The organism is Micromonospora sp. NPDC004540 (genome assembly GCF_040610095.1).
GTDB lineage: Bacteria > Actinomycetota > Actinomycetes > Mycobacteriales > Micromonosporaceae > Micromonospora.
The window spans coordinates 80,817-97,427 of the sequence record NZ_JBEXLR010000013.1 but is presented as its reverse complement, the minus strand read 5'-3'; the positions used below and the strand labels follow the sequence as shown (position 1 = coordinate 97,427).

Sequence of the window (16,611 nt, the reverse complement as noted above, 5' to 3'; positions counted from 1 at the left end):
CTTGGTCTTCCTGTTTCTGCGCCTTTCTCTGTGTCCGTGTTTTTTCTGGGCGGTTTTTTTTTCTTGTTCGCGGGGGGGGGGGGGGGGGGCGGGCCCCCCCCCCCCCCCGGCCGGCCCCCCCCCCCCCCCCCGCCCCCCCCCCCCCCCCCCCCGACCCCCGCCCGGAGGCGGATCACTCCGCCAGCACGACCACCTCGACCCGCTGCACCAGGTTGTTCGCGAACCCGCCCCGGTTCCACGGCTGCTCGACCGGCTGGGTCCGCCCGGAGGCGTCGACCGCCCGGGCGCCCAGCACGTGCCGGCCCGGCGTCGCCTCCCATGACACCTGCCACCGCCGCCACGCCCACTCGCCCCCGGTGGGCTCGTCCAGGGTCGCCGGCGCCCACGTCGTGCCGCCGTCGAAGGTCACCTCGACGGCCGTCACCGGCGCGTGCCCCGACCAGGCCCGGCCGTCCACGGTGCACGGCCCCGGCCGCAGCACCCGGGTCCGCGACATGAAGTCCGGGAAGCCCGGCGGGCGGACCAGGGCGCGGGGCTCGATCCGGGTCACCGGCACGCCCCGGTCGTCGGCGTCCTGCCGCAGCCGGTACGCCACCGCGTTCTGGTAGCCCTCGAACGGCTCGGTCAGCACCCGGATGTCGCGCAGCCACTTGACGTGCGCCATGCCGTACCAGCCCGGCACGATCAGCCGCAGCGGCGCGCCGTGCTGCGGCAGCAGGGGCGCGCCGTTCATCTCGTACGCCAGCAGCACCTCCTCGCGCAGCGCGTCCGCCACCGGCAGCGCCCGCTGGTAGTCCTGCTCGACGCCGCGCTCCACCCCGTGGTCGGCGCCCGTGAAGACCACGTCCACCGCGTCGGCGGCCAGCCCGGCCTCGCGCAGCAGCGGGGCCAGCGGAGTGCCGGTCCACTCGGCGTTGCCCACCGCCTCCACCAGCCACGGCTGGCTGACCGGGCGGGGGTGCAGCAGCGCCCGGCCGTTCCCCGCGCACTCCAGGGTGACCCGGTGGGTGACCCGCGGCCGCTCCCGCAGCGCCGCCAGGTCGAGGCGGAGCGGGCGCTCGACGGCGCCGTCCACGGTCAGCGCGTGCGCCGCCGGGTCGACGTCCGGGATGTCGTAGTGGATGAGCAGGTAGTGCAGTCCGGCCGGGGTCACGTCGTAGCGCAGCGCCTCCAGCGGGATGCCGTGGTTGCGCGCGGCCAACTGGAGTTCCTCGGCGCTGATCGCCTCGTCCGGCCCGGCGATCCGGGAGGGCCGGCTGACGTCGTCCACAATGGTCATCTTGCTGCTCCTCGGCCTGTTCGGGGGTGGGTGAGACGGTCGTAGCCGAGGAACTCGAACATCGCCACGCCCGGCTCCAGCGGGCGGTGCGGGCCGGTGTGGCGGTGCACGCCGACGCCCACCCCGTCGGCCGGGCTGCTCACCGCGACCGGCGCGAAGCCCTCCTCGGCGAACCAGTCGCAGATGGCCGGCACCAGGTCCGGTTCGCGGCGGTGCCGGGTCCAGAAGACGGCGCCACCGGTGGCGCAGAGCGAGGCGCAGTGCCGCACGGTCGCCCGGATGTCGGCGTCGGCGATGTTGCCGAAGATGCCGCAGACCAGGACGAGGTCCGCCGGCACGAGGTCGGCGTACCGGTCGGTCAGCGCCGCGTCCCCGGCCACCACCTCGACGCCGGTCAGCCCCGCCTCGGCGGCGGCGCGCCGGGCCACCTCGGCGTTGCGCGGATCCAGCTCGACCAGACGGGCCGTCACGTCCCGGCCCCGCGGATGCGTCGCGAGCACCGGGATCAGGTCCCGCCCCTGGCCGGCGCAGAGGCTGATCGCCCGCAGCGGCCCGGGTGGCGCGGTGTCCAGCGCCTCCGCGATGCGGTCCCGCACCTCCGCGAGACGGCGGGAGAGAGAAGAGTCCGGCTGGTCGTAGTCGGTGTGCCAGGCGTACCAGTCCTTCGTCACGCGGCCAGCATAGGCGGCGCGCCGGTAGCAGATCCGTCCCGTTGGTGGGGGTGCGTCCACAGGCGGGTGGCTGTCCACAGTGGCGGTCGTGGCGGGTCGCGGGGGCGGTGCGGGGCCGGCAGAGTGCGGTGGCGTGTGGATCCCGTCGAACCGGGCCGGCGCGGCCCTCGTGATGTGGTTGCTCGTCGCTCCGGCTCTGCCCGTCGTCCTCCCGGTGCCGGCTGGTGACGGGTCGGTGCCCGTCGCCCGGCTGCCTGCCAGGGCGTCGGTGGCGGGCGCGCCGGCGGGGCGGTTCCGCTGGCCGCTGGCCGGCGCGCCCCGCGTCGTGCGCCGGTTCGACCCGCCGCCGCAGCCCTGGCTGCCCGGGCACCGGGGCGTGGACCTGGCCGCCGCTCCGGGCGCCGAGGTCCGGTCGGCCGGTGCCGGGGTGGTCCTCTTCGCCGGCGTGGTGGCTGGCCGGCCGGTGGTCACGGTCGGGCATGCCGACGGGCTGCGCACCACCTACGAGCCGGTCCGCCCCGGGCCGGCGGCCGGCGCCCGGGTCGCCGCCGGCGCACCGATCGGCCTGCTGGTCGCGGGGCACCCCGGCTGCGTCGCGGCGGCGTGCCTGCACTGGGGGCTGCGCCGGGGCGAGGAATACCTGGATCCGCTCGCCCTGCTCGGGCTCGGCCCGGTCCGGTTGCTCCCGCTCGATCAGCCGCCCGCCGGACCGGCCGGCCCGCCGCTCAGCCCTGGGCGAGCAGGGTCGGCAGCCGGACGGCCAGCCGGTCGTACTCGTCGGGGGTGTTGTAGACCTGGCCGCACAGGCGCAGATAGCCGCGACCGTTCCACGCGGCGGTCGAGACCTCGACGGAGAGCCGGTCCGCGATCCGGGCCCGCAGGTCCCGGGCCGCGTCCGTCGTGGTGGCGAGGCCGGGCGGCAGCGGGATGAGCCGCATGGCCACGTTCGGCCCGCCGGGCTCCGGCAGGTCGGCCGGCGCTACCCCGAGCGCGTCCCCGACCACCCGTTGCCCATACGCGGCCAGCGCCGCGTTGTGCGCCCGAACCCGGTCCAGGCCGAGGCTGCGCAGGGTGAACAGACCCACCGGGGCGGCCAGCCAGCCGGTGTAGTCGAGGGTGGCCTGCCACTCCAGCCGGGCGGGGAATCCGCTGCCCTGCTCCCAGGAGACGACCAGCGGCTGGATCCGCTCCCGCCACGGCTCGGCCACCACGAGGGCGGCGGTGCCGCGCGGCGCGTACGCCCACTTGTGCAGGTTGCCGACCCAGAAGTCGGCGCCGACCGAGGCCACGGTGGTCGGCAGCATGCCCGGGGCGTGCGCGGCGTCGACCAGCACCGGCACCCCGTGCTCCCGGGCCACCCCGACGATCGCCGCGGTCGGGAAGAGCCGCGCCGTCGGCGAGGTGAGCTGGTCGACGATCAGCAACCGGGTCCGCCCGGGACGCAGCCCGGCCCGGACGATCTCCACCACCTCCTCGTCGGTGGCGGCCAGCGGCACCGACAGCGTCCGGGAGACCGCTCCGGTCCGGGCGCACTCCCGCTCCACCGAGAAGCCCACCGCCCCGTAGCCGTGGTCGGTGGTCAGCACCTCGTCGCCGGGACCCAGGGCGAGCGACTGGAGCACGACGGCGGCGCCGGTGGTGGCGTTGCCGACCAGGGCCGTCCCGTCCGGATCCGCGCCGAGGAAGGTGGCCAGGTGCCGCCGGGTGTGGGCGATCCGGTCGACCAGGCCCTGGGTGAAGAAGCGGAGCGGGTTGGCCTCCATCTCGTCGCGGAGGCGCTGCTGGGCGCGCTGCACGCCGATCGGCACCGCGCCGAACGATCCGTGGTTAAGGTGGCTGACCGACGGGTCGAGCGAGAAGAGCAGCCGAGCCCCGGGGATCGGCTCGGGCGGCTGCGGAACCGTCATCGGCCGATCGTAGCCCGTCGTGGATCATCAACCCGCCGCTTCCGCCCGCCACCGGGCGGTCAGGCTCGTGGGTGGGCCTGCCGGTACGCCGCCCGCAGCCGTTCCACCGAGACGTGGGTGTAGATCTGGGTGCTGGCCAGCGACGAGTGCCCGAGCAGTTCCTGCACGGCGCGCAGGTCCGCGCCGCCCTCCAGCAGGTGGGTGGCGGCCGAGTGCCGCAGCCCGTGCGGGGTCACCCGGGGCAGGCCGGCGGCGTCGGCGTACCCGGCGACGATCCGGCGGGCGGTGGTCGGGTTGAGCCGGCCGCCCCGGGCCCCGAGCAGCAGCGCGCGACCCGAGCGGGGCGCCGCCAGGGCCGGCCGGCCCTGGGCGAGCCACGCGTCCAGCGCGCGCTGCGCGGGCACCCCGTAGGGGACGGACCGTTCCCGCCCGCCCTTCCCGAGCACACGTACCACCCGGCGGGCCTGGTCGACGTCGGCGATGTCCAGACCGCAGGCCTCGCTGATCCGCACGCCGGTGCCGTAGAGCAGTTCGAGCAGCAGCCGGTCGCGCAGCAGCACGGCAGCGGGCTCGTCGTTCCCGCCCCCGGCCGGCGCGGCGTCGTCGCTCCGGGCCGGTGCGGCGTCGCCGGCGTCGGTCGTCGTCGGAGCGTGGCTCCGGTCCGGGGCGTCCATCAGCGCGGCGGCCTGGTCGGCCCGCAGGACGGTGGGCAGTTCCAGGTGTGCCCTGGGGCTGGCCAGTGGCGCGGCCACGTCCCCGGCGAGCAGGCCGGTCCGGTGCGCCCAGGCGCTGAACGTACGGGCGGCGGCGGCCCGCCGGGCCAGGGACGTGCGGGCCGCGCCCATCGTCCGCTGCTTCGCCAGCCAGCTCCGCAGCACCGTCAGGTCCAGCTCGGTCAGGTCGGCGCAGCCCATCCGGACCGCGTGGTCGAGCAGCGAGACGAGGTCCGTCACGTACGCCCGGACGGTCTGCGCGGACCGGTTGCGCACCCGGGCCAGGTGGTCGGCGAAGTCGTCCACCGCCTCCCGCATCGGCGCCGGGAGCGCCTCGTGGGCCGCCCGCGTGCCGCGTCGCGGGTCAGTCACCGCGGACTCCGGCTGACACGGTGGCCGGGGCCCGCTCCGAGGCGGGGCGGTTCGGGGGACACCGGTTCAGCCTACGGGCGTGGGCAGGTGCCGGCCGACCGCCGCTCCGGGCTGAAGCTTGCCCGGCCTGGCCGCTGGCGCACCGGGTGCGCGACGGATCGGAACCTGACGGCGGCGCGGCACGCCGTTCGGGGTGGCTGAACCGGCCCTGGACAGGGGAAACTGTTACTACGAAGAGGACGGTGGCGACGCCCCCGGTCCGCCGAACGGCGACCGCCGGCGTTGCCGACAGGTGCCGACACCCCGCGACGGCGGGCGGCCGGGCGCTGCGGCGTACCGGCCCGGTGGCGGCGCGGAAGGGTGACTCGCGAGACGGATCGGAACGGGCGTCCCCGGGGTGGCGACGCCGGTGGGAGGAGGGATCGAGCGTGGGGGTGGATGCCGTCCTCTACCGGCAGGTGCGGGCCGGGCCCGCGCGCCGCCGACCGTCGTACGTCTCCACCGAGGTGGTGGCGGACCCGCACGACGTCCTGCTGGACCTGCTCAAGCGGGTGCGCGGCGGAGGTCGTACGCCGCTGCTGGACCGGGTCGACCCGCTCGGTGAGCTGGTGGTGGACGCCGAGGCGATCCCCCAGCTGCTGGCCGAGCTGCCCTGCCTGGCCGAGGTGGCGCAGGCGCCCGCGGAGGTCGACCAGATCCGGCGGCTGGCTCTCCTCGCCCAGCGCTGCCTGAACAGCCGCGACGCCGAGATCCGGTTCGAGGGCGACTGAGCGCACGAGGCAGGGCCGGCAGGTCAGCTCGGCGGAGCCGCCGGGGGCGTCGGACCGACGCGCGTCGGCGTCTTTCCGCCCCCGGCCTCGCGCTCGGGCGGCGGCGCGAGGGCGTAGCCGTCGTCGCGGCGCACCACCATGGCCAGCTCCTCCAACATGGAGAGCTTGCGCATGGCGGTACGGAGGTCCACGCCGGCACGGGCCGCCACGCGCTCCAGGCCGGTCGCCTTCCGCCGGTGCAGCGCCTCCAGCACCTGACTCGCCTCGTCGTCGAGCTGGTCCCGCGGGTGTTCCGGCGCGCGGGCCGGCGGCGCCAGGTCGTACCCGATCCGGCCCACCTCCTCCAGCACGTGGGCCGTGCCGGTCACCAGGCGCGCGCCGGGCTGCTCGCGGAGCACCTCGTGCGCGCCCACCGACATCGCCGAGGTGACCGGGCCCGGCACCACCATCGCCGGCCGGCCCACGCCGATCGCCCGGTTGAGGGTCTGGGTCGCGCCGCTGCGGGCCGCCGCCTCCACCAGCACCGTGCCCGCGGTCGCCGCCGCGATCACCCGGTTGCGGATGAGGAACCGGGGCCGCAGCGGCTCCGCGCCGGGCATCCACTCGCTCACCAGCAGGCCGGTCTCGGCGATCCGGTCGAACAGCGCGGCGTTGCCCATCGGGTAGGGGCGGTCCAACCCGCAGGCCAGCACGGCGACCGTGAGCCCGCCGGCAGTCAGCGCGCCCCGGTGCGCGGCGGAGTCGATGCCGAACGCCCCGCCGGAGACCACCGTCCAGTCCCGGTCGGCCAGCCCGTAGCCCAGCTCGGTGGCGACGTGCGTGCCGTAGGGGGTGGCCGCCCGGGCGCCGACCACGGCGACCGACCGGGCCAACGCCTCGCCCAGCGGCCAGGCCCCGCGTGCCCAGAAGCAGAGCGGTGGGGCGGTCTCCAGGTCGACCCGGCGATCGGCTCCCGACAGCAGCAGCCCGCGCAGATCCGCCACCCGGGCCGGCCACTCGTCGTCGTCGGGGGTGACCACCCGCGCGCCGAGCCGCTCGGTGCGGGCCAGCGCCCGCTCGGCCACCGCCCGCGCCTCGCCGGCGGCGGAGCGGGCCGCCACGGCCGAGCGGAGCGTCCGGTCCGGCGCGCCGCCGTCCAGGAGCAGGTCGAGCGCGGCGACCGGGCCGAGCTGGTCGACCAGCCGGTGGACCGACCAGGTGCCCGGCTCGGCGAGCCAGGTCAACGCCACCCGGGCCACCAGCCCTTCCTCCGTGCCGGTCATGCGCCCTCTCCCGTCCTGAGCTGGATGGCCTCTGCGATGTCCCCGCCGTCGGGGCGGTCCCGCCCGTCCAGGTCGGCGATGGTCCAGGCGAGCCGGATGACCCGGTCGAAGCCGCGCGCCGACAGCGAGCCGGTGTCGAGCCGCTTCCGCAGCTCCCGGGTGTCCCGCCCGGGCAGGCGCCACGGTGGCCGGCGCAGGTATGGCCCCGGGATCTCGGCGTTCAGCCGGCGACCGGTCGACGCCCACCGGTCGGCGGCGGCCCGGCGCGCCTCGGCGACCCGGGCCGCGACCGTCGCGGACGATTCGTTGGGCGTGCCGGTCTGCAACAGCTCCGCCGCGCGCACCGGGGGCAGCCGCACCTGCACGTCGACCCGGTCGAGCAGCGGGCCGGAGAGCCGGCCCAGGTAGCGCCGCCGGGCCAGCGGGGTGCACTCGCAGTCGACGTCGCCGGACGGCTTCGCACAGGGACACGGGTTCGCGGCCAGCACCAGTTGCGTCCGGGCCGGGTATTCGGTGGAGCCCTGCGTCCGGGCGACCTGGACCCGGCCGTTCTCCAGCGGCTGGCGCAACGCCTCCAGCGCGCCCTTGCTGAACTCGGCCGCCTCGTCGAGGAAGAGCACGCCCCGGTGGGCCAGTGACACGGCCCCGGGGCGGGCCAGGCCGGAACCGCCACCCACCAGCGCCGGCACCGTGGCGGTGTGGTGCGGCGCCTGGAACGGGGGCCGGCGGAGCAGCCGGCCGCCGGGCGGCAGCAGGCCGGCGATCGAGTGCAGGGCGGTGACCTCCAGGGCGGCGTCGTCGTCGAGTTCCGGCAGGACCGACGGCAGCCGCTCGGCGAGCATGGTCTTGCCGGCGCCCGGCGGGCCGAGCAGCGCCAGGTGGTGCCCGCCGGCCGCCGCCACCTCCAGCGCCCGGCGGCCGAGCCGCTGCCCGGCCACGTCGGCGAGATCCGGCCCACCGGTGGTGGGGGTGGGCTCGTCGGCCGGCGGGGCGAGCAGCGGCGTGCCGTCCCGGACGAAGGCGACGAGCCGGTGCAGGGTGTCGACGGCGCGGATCCGGACACCGGGGATCACCGCCGCCTCGGCGGCGTTGCCGGCCGGCACCACGACCTGGGGGAACCCGGCCCGCGCCGCGGCGGCGACCATCGGCAGCACCCCGCGCACCGGGCGGACCGTGCCGTCGAGGCCCAACTCGCCGAGGACCACCGTGGCCTCCAGCGGCACCAGCGGCAGCTCGCCCGAGCCGCCGAGCACCGCCACGGCGATGGCCAAATCGAAGGCGGAGCCGTACTTCGGCAGGGTGGCCGGGAGCAGGTTGAGGGTGATCCGGCGGTTCGGCCACTTCTGGCCCGAGTTGACGATGGCCGCGCGGACCCGGTCCCGGGCCTCGTGCAGCGCGGTGTCGGGCAGGCCGGAGATCACCACGCCGGGCAGCCCGGGAGCCAGGTCGGCCTCCACCTCCACCACGTGCCCGGCCATCCCGACCAGGCCCACGCAGAGCACCTTGGCGTAGCTCATGGTCAGAACGCGCCCCTCAGGTGCTCCACCCGGGCCGGCCCGGCGACCGGGAGCCGGACCGCGAGGACGTCGAAGCGGACCTCCTCGGCCGTCGTGCCCGTCGCGGCGAGCCAGCGCGCGGCCAGCCCGCGCAGCCGGCGGGCCTTGGCCCGCACCACCGCCTCGGCGGGGCTGCCGAACTCCTCCGTGCGCCGGGTCTTCACCTCGCAGAAGGCGAGCACCGGCCCGTCCCAGGCGATGATGTCGATCTCTCCCTCGGGGCACCGCCAGTTCCGGGCGACCGGGCGCAGCCCCGCCTCGATGAGGTGCCGGACCGCGCACCGCTCGCCGTACGCCCCGACGGCCTGGTTCCGCTTCGTCATGCCGGCCAGCGTGCGGCGGTCGGGCCGGCGGTGGGTGGCGGGCGGGGCGTCCTGTGGATGACGGGGAGGCCTGTGGACGGACCAACGATCATGCGCGCACTGTGCTAGGTCACCGAGCGTGTGCCCGTGCCGACCCGCCGACGCGGCCGTGGCCAGCGGCGACGGTTCGGACGGCTCGAATGGCGCGCGTGGTGCCGGTCGCATACCGTGCCGGTCGTGGACGGACGACGGAGCTTTCCCGAGGATCAGCAGGGGTCGCACTGGGGCGACCGCGGGTACGAGCCGGACTGGCGCGCCGCCGGCGAACCGCGCTACCGCGACGACGACTTCCGCGCCCCGGAGCAGCGCACCGGCGAGAACCGGTACGGCGACCCCGGCCGGTTCGGGACCGCCGACCCGCTGAGCGACGAGACGGACAGCTGGCGGTCGCGCCGAGCGGACGACCCGGTGGAGACCCCCGGCGAGCTGCCGGGGGAGCGCGGCGGCCGGCGGGCGGCCCGGGAGTCCACCGACCCGCTCGCCGCGGACCGCGGCGCCGACCCGCTGCGTCCCGGCCCGCCGGGCGGCTACCCGGTCGTCGAGTCGGGCCGTCCGGCCGAGCCGACCCACGCCGGTCCGGCGCCGATCACCGTGGGGGACCGGCCGGGTCCCGGCGCGGCGACCCCGCTGATCGTCGGGGCGCGCCCGGGCGGCCCCGCGCCGGAGATGGCGGCCGGGCCGACCCCGCACCCGCTGGAGATGCCGACCGGCCCGATGCCGTCGGTCGCGCCCCGGCTGGACGGCCCGCCGCCCGGCGACGGCGTCTACCGGACCCGCCGTCCGGCGCTCGCGGTGCTGCTGGCGGTGATGGTGCTGGTCCTGGAGGTCCCCGCGCTGCGGGTGCTGCTGCGTGGCGTGGTCGGCGACCCGGTCTCCACCTCGCACGTCGTGGTGGGCACGTTCCTGGTGGTCGGGCTGCCGATCTTCGGCACCGGCCTGTACGGGCTGCGCACCGGCGGGCTGGCCCTCGCCGACGGCAGCCGCGGCTGGCTCCGCCCGCCGACCGCCTACCTGACCGTCGGACTGGTGCTCTTCCTCGCCGCCGCCCTCGCCGCCCGCTGACCCGCTGACCCGCCGCCCGCCGGATCCCCTCGGCGTCGGCGCAGGACGGGCGGACTTCCCGGCCACTCCGACCGGCCCACCGCGAGCCATGTGCGCGGGGGAGTGGGGCGTCCCGGAAAGGGCGGAATGGGCGTTCCCGAACCCCGGGACCGGGGGGCGGAGAAGGGGCGTACACTGGTCGACTGGCGACCGCCTTGCGCGGTCGACCTCGCGCGCCCTCTCCACGGACATCTCGTGGGGCGGCGGCCTCCCTGGTCCCGATCTTGATCGGGCCCACCCTGGCCGACGACCGGGCGCCAGGCGTCCGGCCGCCGGCCGGACGGGACAACCAGGGATGAACAGGGAGTACCCACCATGGCCGTCGTGACCATGCGTCAGCTGCTGGAGAGCGGTGTCCACTTCGGGCACCAGACCCGGCGCTGGAACCCGAAGATGAAGCGCTTCATCTTCACCGAGCGCAACGGTATCTACATCATCGACCTGCGCCAGACCCTCGACTACATCGAGAAGGCGTACGACTTCGTGCGCACCACGGTGGCCGGGGGCGGCAGCATCCTCTTCGTCGGCACCAAGAAGCAGGCTCAGGAGGCCATCTCCGAGCAGGCGACCCGGGTCGGCCAGCCGTACGTCAACCACCGCTGGCTCGGCGGCATGCTGACCAACTTCCAGACGGTGTACAAGCGGCTCCAGCGGATGAAGGAGCTCGAGGCTCTGGGTGACCTGAGCGGCACCGCCGCCGGTTACACCAAGAAGGAGACCCTCCAGCTCTCCCGCGAGAAGGAGAAGCTGAGCAAGACCCTCGGCGGCCTGCGCGACATGCAGAAGCTCCCGGCTGCGGTCTGGATCGTCGACACCAAGAAGGAGCACATCGCCGTCGACGAGGCCCGCAAGCTGGGCATCCCGGTGATCGCCGTGCTCGACACCAACTGCGACCCGGACGAGGTCGACTTCCCGATCCCGGGCAACGACGACGCGATCCGCTCGGCCGAGCTGCTGACCAAGGTCGTCGCCGCCGCCGTCGCCGACGGTCTGATCGCCCGCTCCGGCCGTGGCCGCGGCGGCGACGAGAAGCCCGAGCCGGGCCAGGTCGGCGCCGACGAGCCGCTGGCCGAGTGGGAGCGCGAGCTGCTCGAGGAGCCGAAGAAGGCCGACGAGCAGCCGGCGACCGAGCAGCCGGCGACCGCCGCCGCGGAGTGATCTCGCCGTCGCGTCCCCACCGTCCGATTTCCCGGCCGGTGGGGCGCGGCGGGTACGCCGGGCAGAACCGGCCCGGATCCGGGTAACCGGCAGCCAGACCAACCCAACGCAGTCTCAAACACCGAAGAGAGAGTCATGTCCAACTTCACCGCCGCGGACGTCAAGAAGCTCCGCGACCTCACCGGCGCCGGCATGATGGACTCCAAGAAGGCGCTGACCGAGGCCGAGGGCGACTTCGACAAGGCCATCGAGATCCTGCGCGTCAAGGGTGCCAAGGACGTCGGCAAGCGGGCCGGGCGCACCGCCGCCAACGGCCTCATCGCCCACTCCGGCCAGGCGCTGCTCGAGCTCAACTGCGAGACCGACTTCGTCGCCAAGAACGACGCCTTCATCGCGCTGGCTCAGCAGCTGGTCGAGCACGGTGTGGCCAGCGGCGCGAACAACGCCGAGGAACTGCTCGCCAGCACCATCGACGGCAAGAGTGTGGCCGACCTGATCCAGGAGCAGTCCGCCAAGATCGGCGAGAAGCTGGTGCTCAACCGCTTCGCCAAGCTCGACGGCACCACCGCCGTCTACCTGCACCGCAAGAGCCAGGACCTGCCTCCGGCGGTCGGCGTGCTGGTGCAGTACTCGGGCAAGGCTGACGAGGCCGGCGACGCGGACGCCCGCGGTGTGGCCATGCAGATCGCCGCCATGCGCCCGAAGTACCTGACCCGCGACGAGGTTCCGGCCGAGACCGTCGAGTCGGAGCGGCGCATCGCCGAGCAGACCGCCCGCGAGGAGAACAAGCCCGAGGCGGCGCTGCCGAAGATCGTCGAGGGCCGGGTCAACGCCTTCTTCAAGGACTTCGTCCTGCTGGAGCAGGCGGCGGTCGCCGACAACAAGAAGACGGTGAAGCAGCTGCTGGCCGACGCCGGCATCGAGGTGACCCGCTTCGTGCGGTTCGAGGTCGGCCAGGCCTGAGCCGCCGCACCGGACGCATGACGCGCCCGGGCGCAGGGAAAACATGGACGAGGAGGCCGCCGGTGTACGTGACAGGCACCGCGGCCTCCTCGTCACATAGGGTCGGCAGCGGCAGTTACGCGGTACGCGGCGCCCACGAGGTGCGCGACGGAAGGGGCGGGGCGGATGACGCAGGTTGTGAGTGACCGGAGCCTGGCGGCGGATGATCCGACCGCCCCGCCGCCCGGTCGGGCCCGCCGGGTGGTGCTGAAGCTGTCCGGCGAGGTCTTCGGCGGCGGCGCGATCGGTGTCGACCCCGACGTCGTGCAGGCCATCGCCCGGCAGATCGCCACCGTGGTGCGGCGCGGCGTGCAGGTCTCCGTGGTGGTCGGCGGCGGCAACTTCTTCCGCGGGGCCGAGCTGCAGAAGCGCGGCATGGACCGGGCCCGCGCCGACTACATGGGCATGCTCGGCACGGTGATGAACTGCCTGGCCCTCCAGGACTTCCTGGAGAAGGAGGGCATCGAGACCCGGGTGCAGAGCGCGATCACCATGGCCCAGGTCGCCGAGCCCTACATCCCGCTGCGGGCGATCCGGCACCTGGAGAAGGGTCGCGTGGTCATCTTCGGCGCGGGCGCCGGGATGCCGTACTTCTCCACCGACACGGTGGCCGCCCAGCGCGCGCTGGAGATCCGCGCCGACGTGGTGCTGATGAGCAAGAACGGCGTGGACGCGGTCTACACCGCCGACCCCCGGATCGACCCGACGGCGAGCAAGCTCGACTCGATCACCTTCTCCGAGGTGCTGCGCCGCAACCTGCGGGTGGCCGACGCCGCGGCGTTCAGCCTCTGCATGGAGAACGGCCTGCCGATGCTGGTCTTCGGCGCCCAGGGCGACGACACGATCGTCCGTGCCGTCGGCGGTGAGAAGATCGGCACGCTGATCACCGCCTGACCGGTTCCGCCGAGCCGGCAGCGGTCCTCCGACACAGCAGCACCCGCACAGCCCACGACGAGCGACAGAAGGAGGCGAGGAGACCGGTGATCGACGACACCCTCCTCGAGGCAGAGGAGAAGATGGAGCGTGCCATCGAGCACGCCAAGGAGGAGTTCGGCGGGATCCGCACCGGTCGCGCCAACGCCGCGATGTTCTCCCGGATCGTCATCGACTACTACGGCAGCCCGACCCCGCTGCCGCAGATGGCGTCCATCGCCGTGCCGGAGCCGCGCATGGTGATCATCAAGCCGTACGACAACTCGCAGATCAACGCCATGGAGAAGGCGATCCGCGACTCGGACCTCGGGGTCAACCCGAACAACGAGGGTAACCAGCTGCGCATCGTGCTCCCGCAGATGACCGAGGAGCGGCGCCGCGAAATGATCAAGGTCGCCCGGCACAAGGGCGAGGAGGCCAAGGTGGCCGTCCGCAACATCCGCCGCAAGGGCAAGGAAGAGCTGGACCGCCTGGTCAAGGACGGCGAGGTCGGCGAGGACGAGGGCCGGCGCGCGGAGAAGGAGCTGGACGACCTGACTCAGCGCTTCGTCGCCACCGTCGACGAACTGGTCAAGCACAAGGAGAACGAGCTGCTCGAGGTCTGAGCGCCCGCGCACCCGCCACGGCACCGGTGTGCCGCCGCCCGACACGGGTGGCGGCCCGGTGCCGTCGTCGTGCCGGGCAGCGTCCGCCGTGCGGGCTTCCCGGGTGCAGTAGGCTCGGCACGATTCCGCCCACCACCGGGTGAACGGCGGGGATCGGCCGGCCGTCGGGTCGGTCAACCGGAACTGCTCGCGGCTGTAGGGGATGGTCTTGGTCTTGCGTCATGTGGTGGCTCCCGTACCGCCTGCCGGTGCGTGATGTCCCACCCCGACCCCTACGGCAACGCCGAGCCGCGCGGCTGGGACCGCCCGGCCCCGCTGCCCTGGCCGGAGGCCGACCTGGAGCCCGGGCCCCGGCGCCGGCCGGGTGCCGGCCCCGAGGCGTACGCGGCTCCGCCCGGCCGCCCGGCCGCCGACCCGTACGCCCGGCCGGCTGACGGCCACCACGCGGCGCGCGGCCGCCGGCCGTACGACGGGCCGCCGCCCCCCGAGCGGGGCTGGCGCGACGAGCGTGCCCCTCGCGGGCCGGGTCACCCGGGCGCGGAGCGGCGCTACCGGGACGCTGGTCCCGGCGGTCACGGGCCCCGGGGCGTGGAGCGCGATCCCTGGGAGCGCGACCGGCGCGCGCCGGGCTACGGCGCCGACCCGCGGGACCGCGGGTTCGACCGGCCCGACGACGAGTATCCGACCGCCCAGATCGCCCCGGTGCGGGACGAACCGACCGGCCAGTTGCCGGTGGTGCGGGACGAGCCCGCACCGGACCCCGAGCCGCCGGGCCGCCGGTCGAGGGGCCGGCGGCGGGCCAGCGCCGACCGCCCGCCGACCGCCCAGCCGAAGACCTCCAAGGCGGGGCGCAACCTGCCGGCCGCCATCGGCGTCGGGTTGGCCCTCGGCGCGGCGATCGTGGTGCCGCTCTTCTTCTACCTGCCGGCGTTCCTCGCCGTGGTCGCCGCCGCGGTGGCGATCGGCTGCTGGGAGATGGCCCGGGCGGTGCGCCGCAGCGGGGCCCACCCGCCGCTCGTGCCGCTGGTCGCCGGTGGGGTGATCATGATCGGGCTGGCCTGGTTCGCCGGCCCGGACGCGCTCTGCCTCGGCCTGCTGGTCACCGTGCTGGGCACGATGATCTGGCGGCTGGGCGACGGCCCCGGCAACTACCAGCGCGACCTCACCGCGGGCACCCTGATCGCGGTCTACGTGCCCTTCCTCGGCGGTTTCGCGGCGATGCTGGCGGCGGCCCCCGACGACGGCCACCTGCGGGTGTTGGTCACCCTGGTCGCCGTGGTGCTCTCCGACACCGGCGGCTACGCGGCCGGCGTCGCCTTCGGCAAGCACCCGATGGCCCCCACGATCAGCCCGAAGAAGTCCTGGGAGGGCTTCGCCGGCTCGGTGACGGCGGCCGCCGGCGGCAGCGCCCTGCTGCTCTGGCTGCTGCTCGACGTGGTCCCCTGGTGGGGCGCGCTGTTCGGGGTGGCGATCTCCGTCGCGGCGGTGCTCGGCGATCTCGCCGAATCCATGATCAAGCGGGATCTCGGGGTCAAGGACATGAGCAACCTGCTCCCCGGGCACGGCGGCCTGATGGACCGGCTCGACTCGATCCTGTTCGCGGTGCCGACCGCGTACCTGCTGCTGGCGGTCTTCGTGCCGATGGCGGGCTGAGGCGTGAATCACGCGGGTGGCGCAGCCCCGGCCGGCCGGCCGGGGCCGATTCGGCACCCACGGACAGGTGCGTCCCCCGTTCGGCGTGTCAGACTGGACGCGCCATGACGAGCCTCCCGCTGATCTCCGTAGACCCCGACGCCCGCGGCCGCCGGCCCGCGATGCCCCCCCGTCACCTCGCCGACCTGGACCTGCCGGGCCGGCAGGCGCTCGTCACCGAGCTGGGGGAGCCGGCGTTCCGCGCCAAGCAGGTCTCGAACCACTACTTCGGGCGGCTGGTCCGCGACCCGGCGCAGATGACCGACCTGCCGGCGGCCACCCGCGAGCGGCTGGCGGGCACCCTGCTGCCCACCCTGCTCAATCCGGTGCGCGAGATGGCCTGCGACGACGGCGCCACCCGCAAGGCGCTGTGGCGGCTGCACGACGGCTCGCTGGTGGAGAGCGTGCTGATGGGCTACCCGGACCGGGTGACCGTCTGCATCTCCAGCCAGGCGGGCTGCGGCATGGCCTGCCCGTTCTGCGCCACCGGCCAGGCCGGGCTGACCCGCAACCTCTCCACCGCCGAGATCGTCGACCAGGCCGTCTACCTGGCCGGGGTGGCCGCCTCGGGGGCGGTGGCCGGCTCCCCGGCGCGCCTGTCGCACGTGGTGTTCATGGGCATGGGCGAGCCGCTGGCCAACTACTCGCGGGTGGTGGCGGCGATCCGCCGGCTGGTCGCTCCGGCACCCGAGGGGCTCGGCCTGTCCCAGCGGCACATCACCGTTTCCACGGTCGGCCTGGTTCCGGCCATCCGCCGACTGGCCAGCGAAGACCTCTCAGTGACCCTTGCGTTGTCGCTGCACGCCCCCGATGATGAGCTGCGCGACGAACTCGTGCCGGTCAACCAGCGCTGGAAGGTGTCCGAGGTGCTGGACGCGGCGTGGGACTACGCGGACACGACGGGGCGTCGCGTGTCCATCGAATACGCGATGATCAAGGACGTGAACGACCAGCCGTGGAGAGCCGATCTGCTCGGGCGGCTGCTGGCCGGCAAGCTGGCCCACGTGAACCTGATCCCGCTCAACCCGACTCCGGGCAGCCGCTGGGACGCCAGCCCGAAGCCGGTCGAGCGGGAGTTCGTCCGGCGGTTGCGCGACGCCGGGGTGTCCACGACGGTGCGGGACACCCGGGGTCGCGAGATCGACGGGGCATGTGGGCAGCTCGCCGCCGCCGAGGACAGGGACAGCGACCCACGCGCCGCAACGGCGTGACGGCGTAGCGGTACGAG

General features: G+C 75.0%; 15 protein-coding genes and 1 pseudogene. 9 read left to right on the top strand and 7 right to left on the bottom strand.

Going from position 1 to position 16,611, the window contains the following annotated elements:
* Nucleotides 1–172: 172 nt before the first annotated feature.
* Entirely contained in the window at nucleotides 173–1,279 is a 1,107-nt protein-coding gene (locus ABZV78_RS07255) for a sulfite oxidase (protein ID WP_355636162.1), read from the bottom strand.
* Nucleotides 1,276–1,950 carry an SAM-dependent methyltransferase gene (locus tag ABZV78_RS07250; protein ID WP_355636160.1) on the bottom strand — a complete coding sequence of 225 codons (675 nt, stop codon included), beginning with the start codon at nucleotides 1,948–1,950 and terminating at the stop codon, nucleotides 1,276–1,278. Before ABZV78_RS07250 ends, ABZV78_RS07255 begins: the two co-directional genes overlap by 4 nt.
* Nucleotides 1,951–2,122: 172 nt before the next feature.
* Between ABZV78_RS07250 and ABZV78_RS07245 the strand changes: the two are divergent.
* Nucleotides 2,123–2,644, top strand: a pseudogene (locus ABZV78_RS07245) (peptidoglycan DD-metalloendopeptidase family protein); the annotation flags it as partial.
* A 31-nt stretch (nucleotides 2,645–2,675) separates the two neighbouring features.
* Here the strand turns inward: ABZV78_RS07245 and ABZV78_RS07240 are convergent.
* Both ABZV78_RS07240 and ABZV78_RS07235 read right to left on the bottom strand, forming a co-directional pair.
* Nucleotides 2,676–3,857: an aminotransferase class V-fold PLP-dependent enzyme gene (locus ABZV78_RS07240; protein ID WP_355636159.1), complete on the bottom strand. Its 1,182-nt coding sequence runs from the start codon at nucleotides 3,855–3,857 to the stop codon at nucleotides 2,676–2,678.
* A gap of 59 nt (nucleotides 3,858–3,916) precedes the next feature.
* Entirely contained in the window at nucleotides 3,917–4,888 is a 972-nt protein-coding gene (locus ABZV78_RS07235) for a tyrosine recombinase XerC (protein ID WP_355636169.1), read from the bottom strand.
* Between the two features lie 482 nt (nucleotides 4,889–5,370).
* Between ABZV78_RS07235 and ABZV78_RS07230 the strand changes: the two genes are divergently transcribed.
* Nucleotides 5,371–5,712 carry a hypothetical protein gene (locus ABZV78_RS07230; protein ID WP_355636157.1) on the top strand — a complete coding sequence of 114 codons (342 nt, stop codon included), beginning with the start codon at nucleotides 5,371–5,373 and terminating at the stop codon, nucleotides 5,710–5,712.
* Nucleotides 5,713–5,735: 23 nt separating this feature from the next.
* On the opposite strand, the gene ABZV78_RS07225 is transcribed toward ABZV78_RS07230, so the two are convergent.
* Genes ABZV78_RS07225 through ABZV78_RS07215 form a run of 3 tightly spaced genes read right to left on the bottom strand, consistent with a single transcriptional unit; the run spans nucleotide 5,736 to nucleotide 8,853 of the window.
* Nucleotides 5,736–6,974, bottom strand: a complete 1,239-nt coding sequence (locus tag ABZV78_RS07225; RefSeq protein ID WP_355636155.1) for a DNA-processing protein DprA — start codon at nucleotides 6,972–6,974, stop codon at nucleotides 5,736–5,738.
* Nucleotides 6,971–8,491, bottom strand: coding sequence for a YifB family Mg chelatase-like AAA ATPase (locus ABZV78_RS07220; protein ID WP_355636153.1), 1,521 nt, complete (start codon nucleotides 8,489–8,491; stop codon nucleotides 6,971–6,973). Before ABZV78_RS07220 ends, ABZV78_RS07225 begins: the two co-directional genes overlap by 4 nt.
* Nucleotides 8,492–8,493: 2 nt before the next feature.
* Complete coding sequence (locus ABZV78_RS07215; protein ID WP_355340649.1) at nucleotides 8,494–8,853, bottom strand: YraN family protein; 360 nt, start codon at nucleotides 8,851–8,853, stop codon at nucleotides 8,494–8,496.
* 216 nt (nucleotides 8,854–9,069) lie between these two features.
* Here ABZV78_RS07215 and ABZV78_RS07210 point away from each other — a divergent pair, with 216 nt between their 5' ends.
* From ABZV78_RS07210 to rlmN, 7 genes are all read left to right on the top strand, one after another.
* A complete protein-coding gene (locus ABZV78_RS07210; protein WP_355636151.1) occupies nucleotides 9,070–9,954 on the top strand; it encodes a hypothetical protein in 885 nt (294 codons plus the stop codon).
* 354 nt (nucleotides 9,955–10,308) lie between these two features.
* Nucleotides 10,309–11,151: a 30S ribosomal protein S2 gene (gene rpsB, locus ABZV78_RS07205; RefSeq protein ID WP_355636149.1), complete on the top strand. Its 843-nt coding sequence runs from the start codon at nucleotides 10,309–10,311 to the stop codon at nucleotides 11,149–11,151.
* Between the two features lie 135 nt (nucleotides 11,152–11,286).
* Nucleotides 11,287–12,114: a translation elongation factor Ts gene (gene tsf / locus ABZV78_RS07200; RefSeq protein WP_355636147.1), complete on the top strand. Its 828-nt coding sequence runs from the start codon at nucleotides 11,287–11,289 to the stop codon at nucleotides 12,112–12,114.
* 165 nt (nucleotides 12,115–12,279) lie between these two features.
* On the top strand, nucleotides 12,280–13,047 hold the full coding sequence (pyrH, locus tag ABZV78_RS07195; protein ID WP_091268664.1) for a UMP kinase: 768 nt from the start codon (nucleotides 12,280–12,282) through the stop codon (nucleotides 13,045–13,047).
* A gap of 86 nt (nucleotides 13,048–13,133) precedes the next feature.
* Nucleotides 13,134–13,691: a ribosome recycling factor gene (gene frr, locus ABZV78_RS07190; protein WP_091268662.1), complete on the top strand. Its 558-nt coding sequence runs from the start codon at nucleotides 13,134–13,136 to the stop codon at nucleotides 13,689–13,691.
* A gap of 255 nt (nucleotides 13,692–13,946) precedes the next feature.
* Nucleotides 13,947–15,344, top strand: coding sequence for a phosphatidate cytidylyltransferase (locus ABZV78_RS07185; RefSeq protein ID WP_355636146.1), 1,398 nt, complete (start codon nucleotides 13,947–13,949; stop codon nucleotides 15,342–15,344).
* A 104-nt stretch (nucleotides 15,345–15,448) separates the two neighbouring features.
* Entirely contained in the window at nucleotides 15,449–16,594 is a 1,146-nt protein-coding gene (gene rlmN / locus ABZV78_RS07180; RefSeq protein WP_355636144.1) for a 23S rRNA (adenine(2503)-C(2))-methyltransferase RlmN, read from the top strand.
* Nucleotides 16,595–16,611 lie beyond the last annotated feature (17 nt).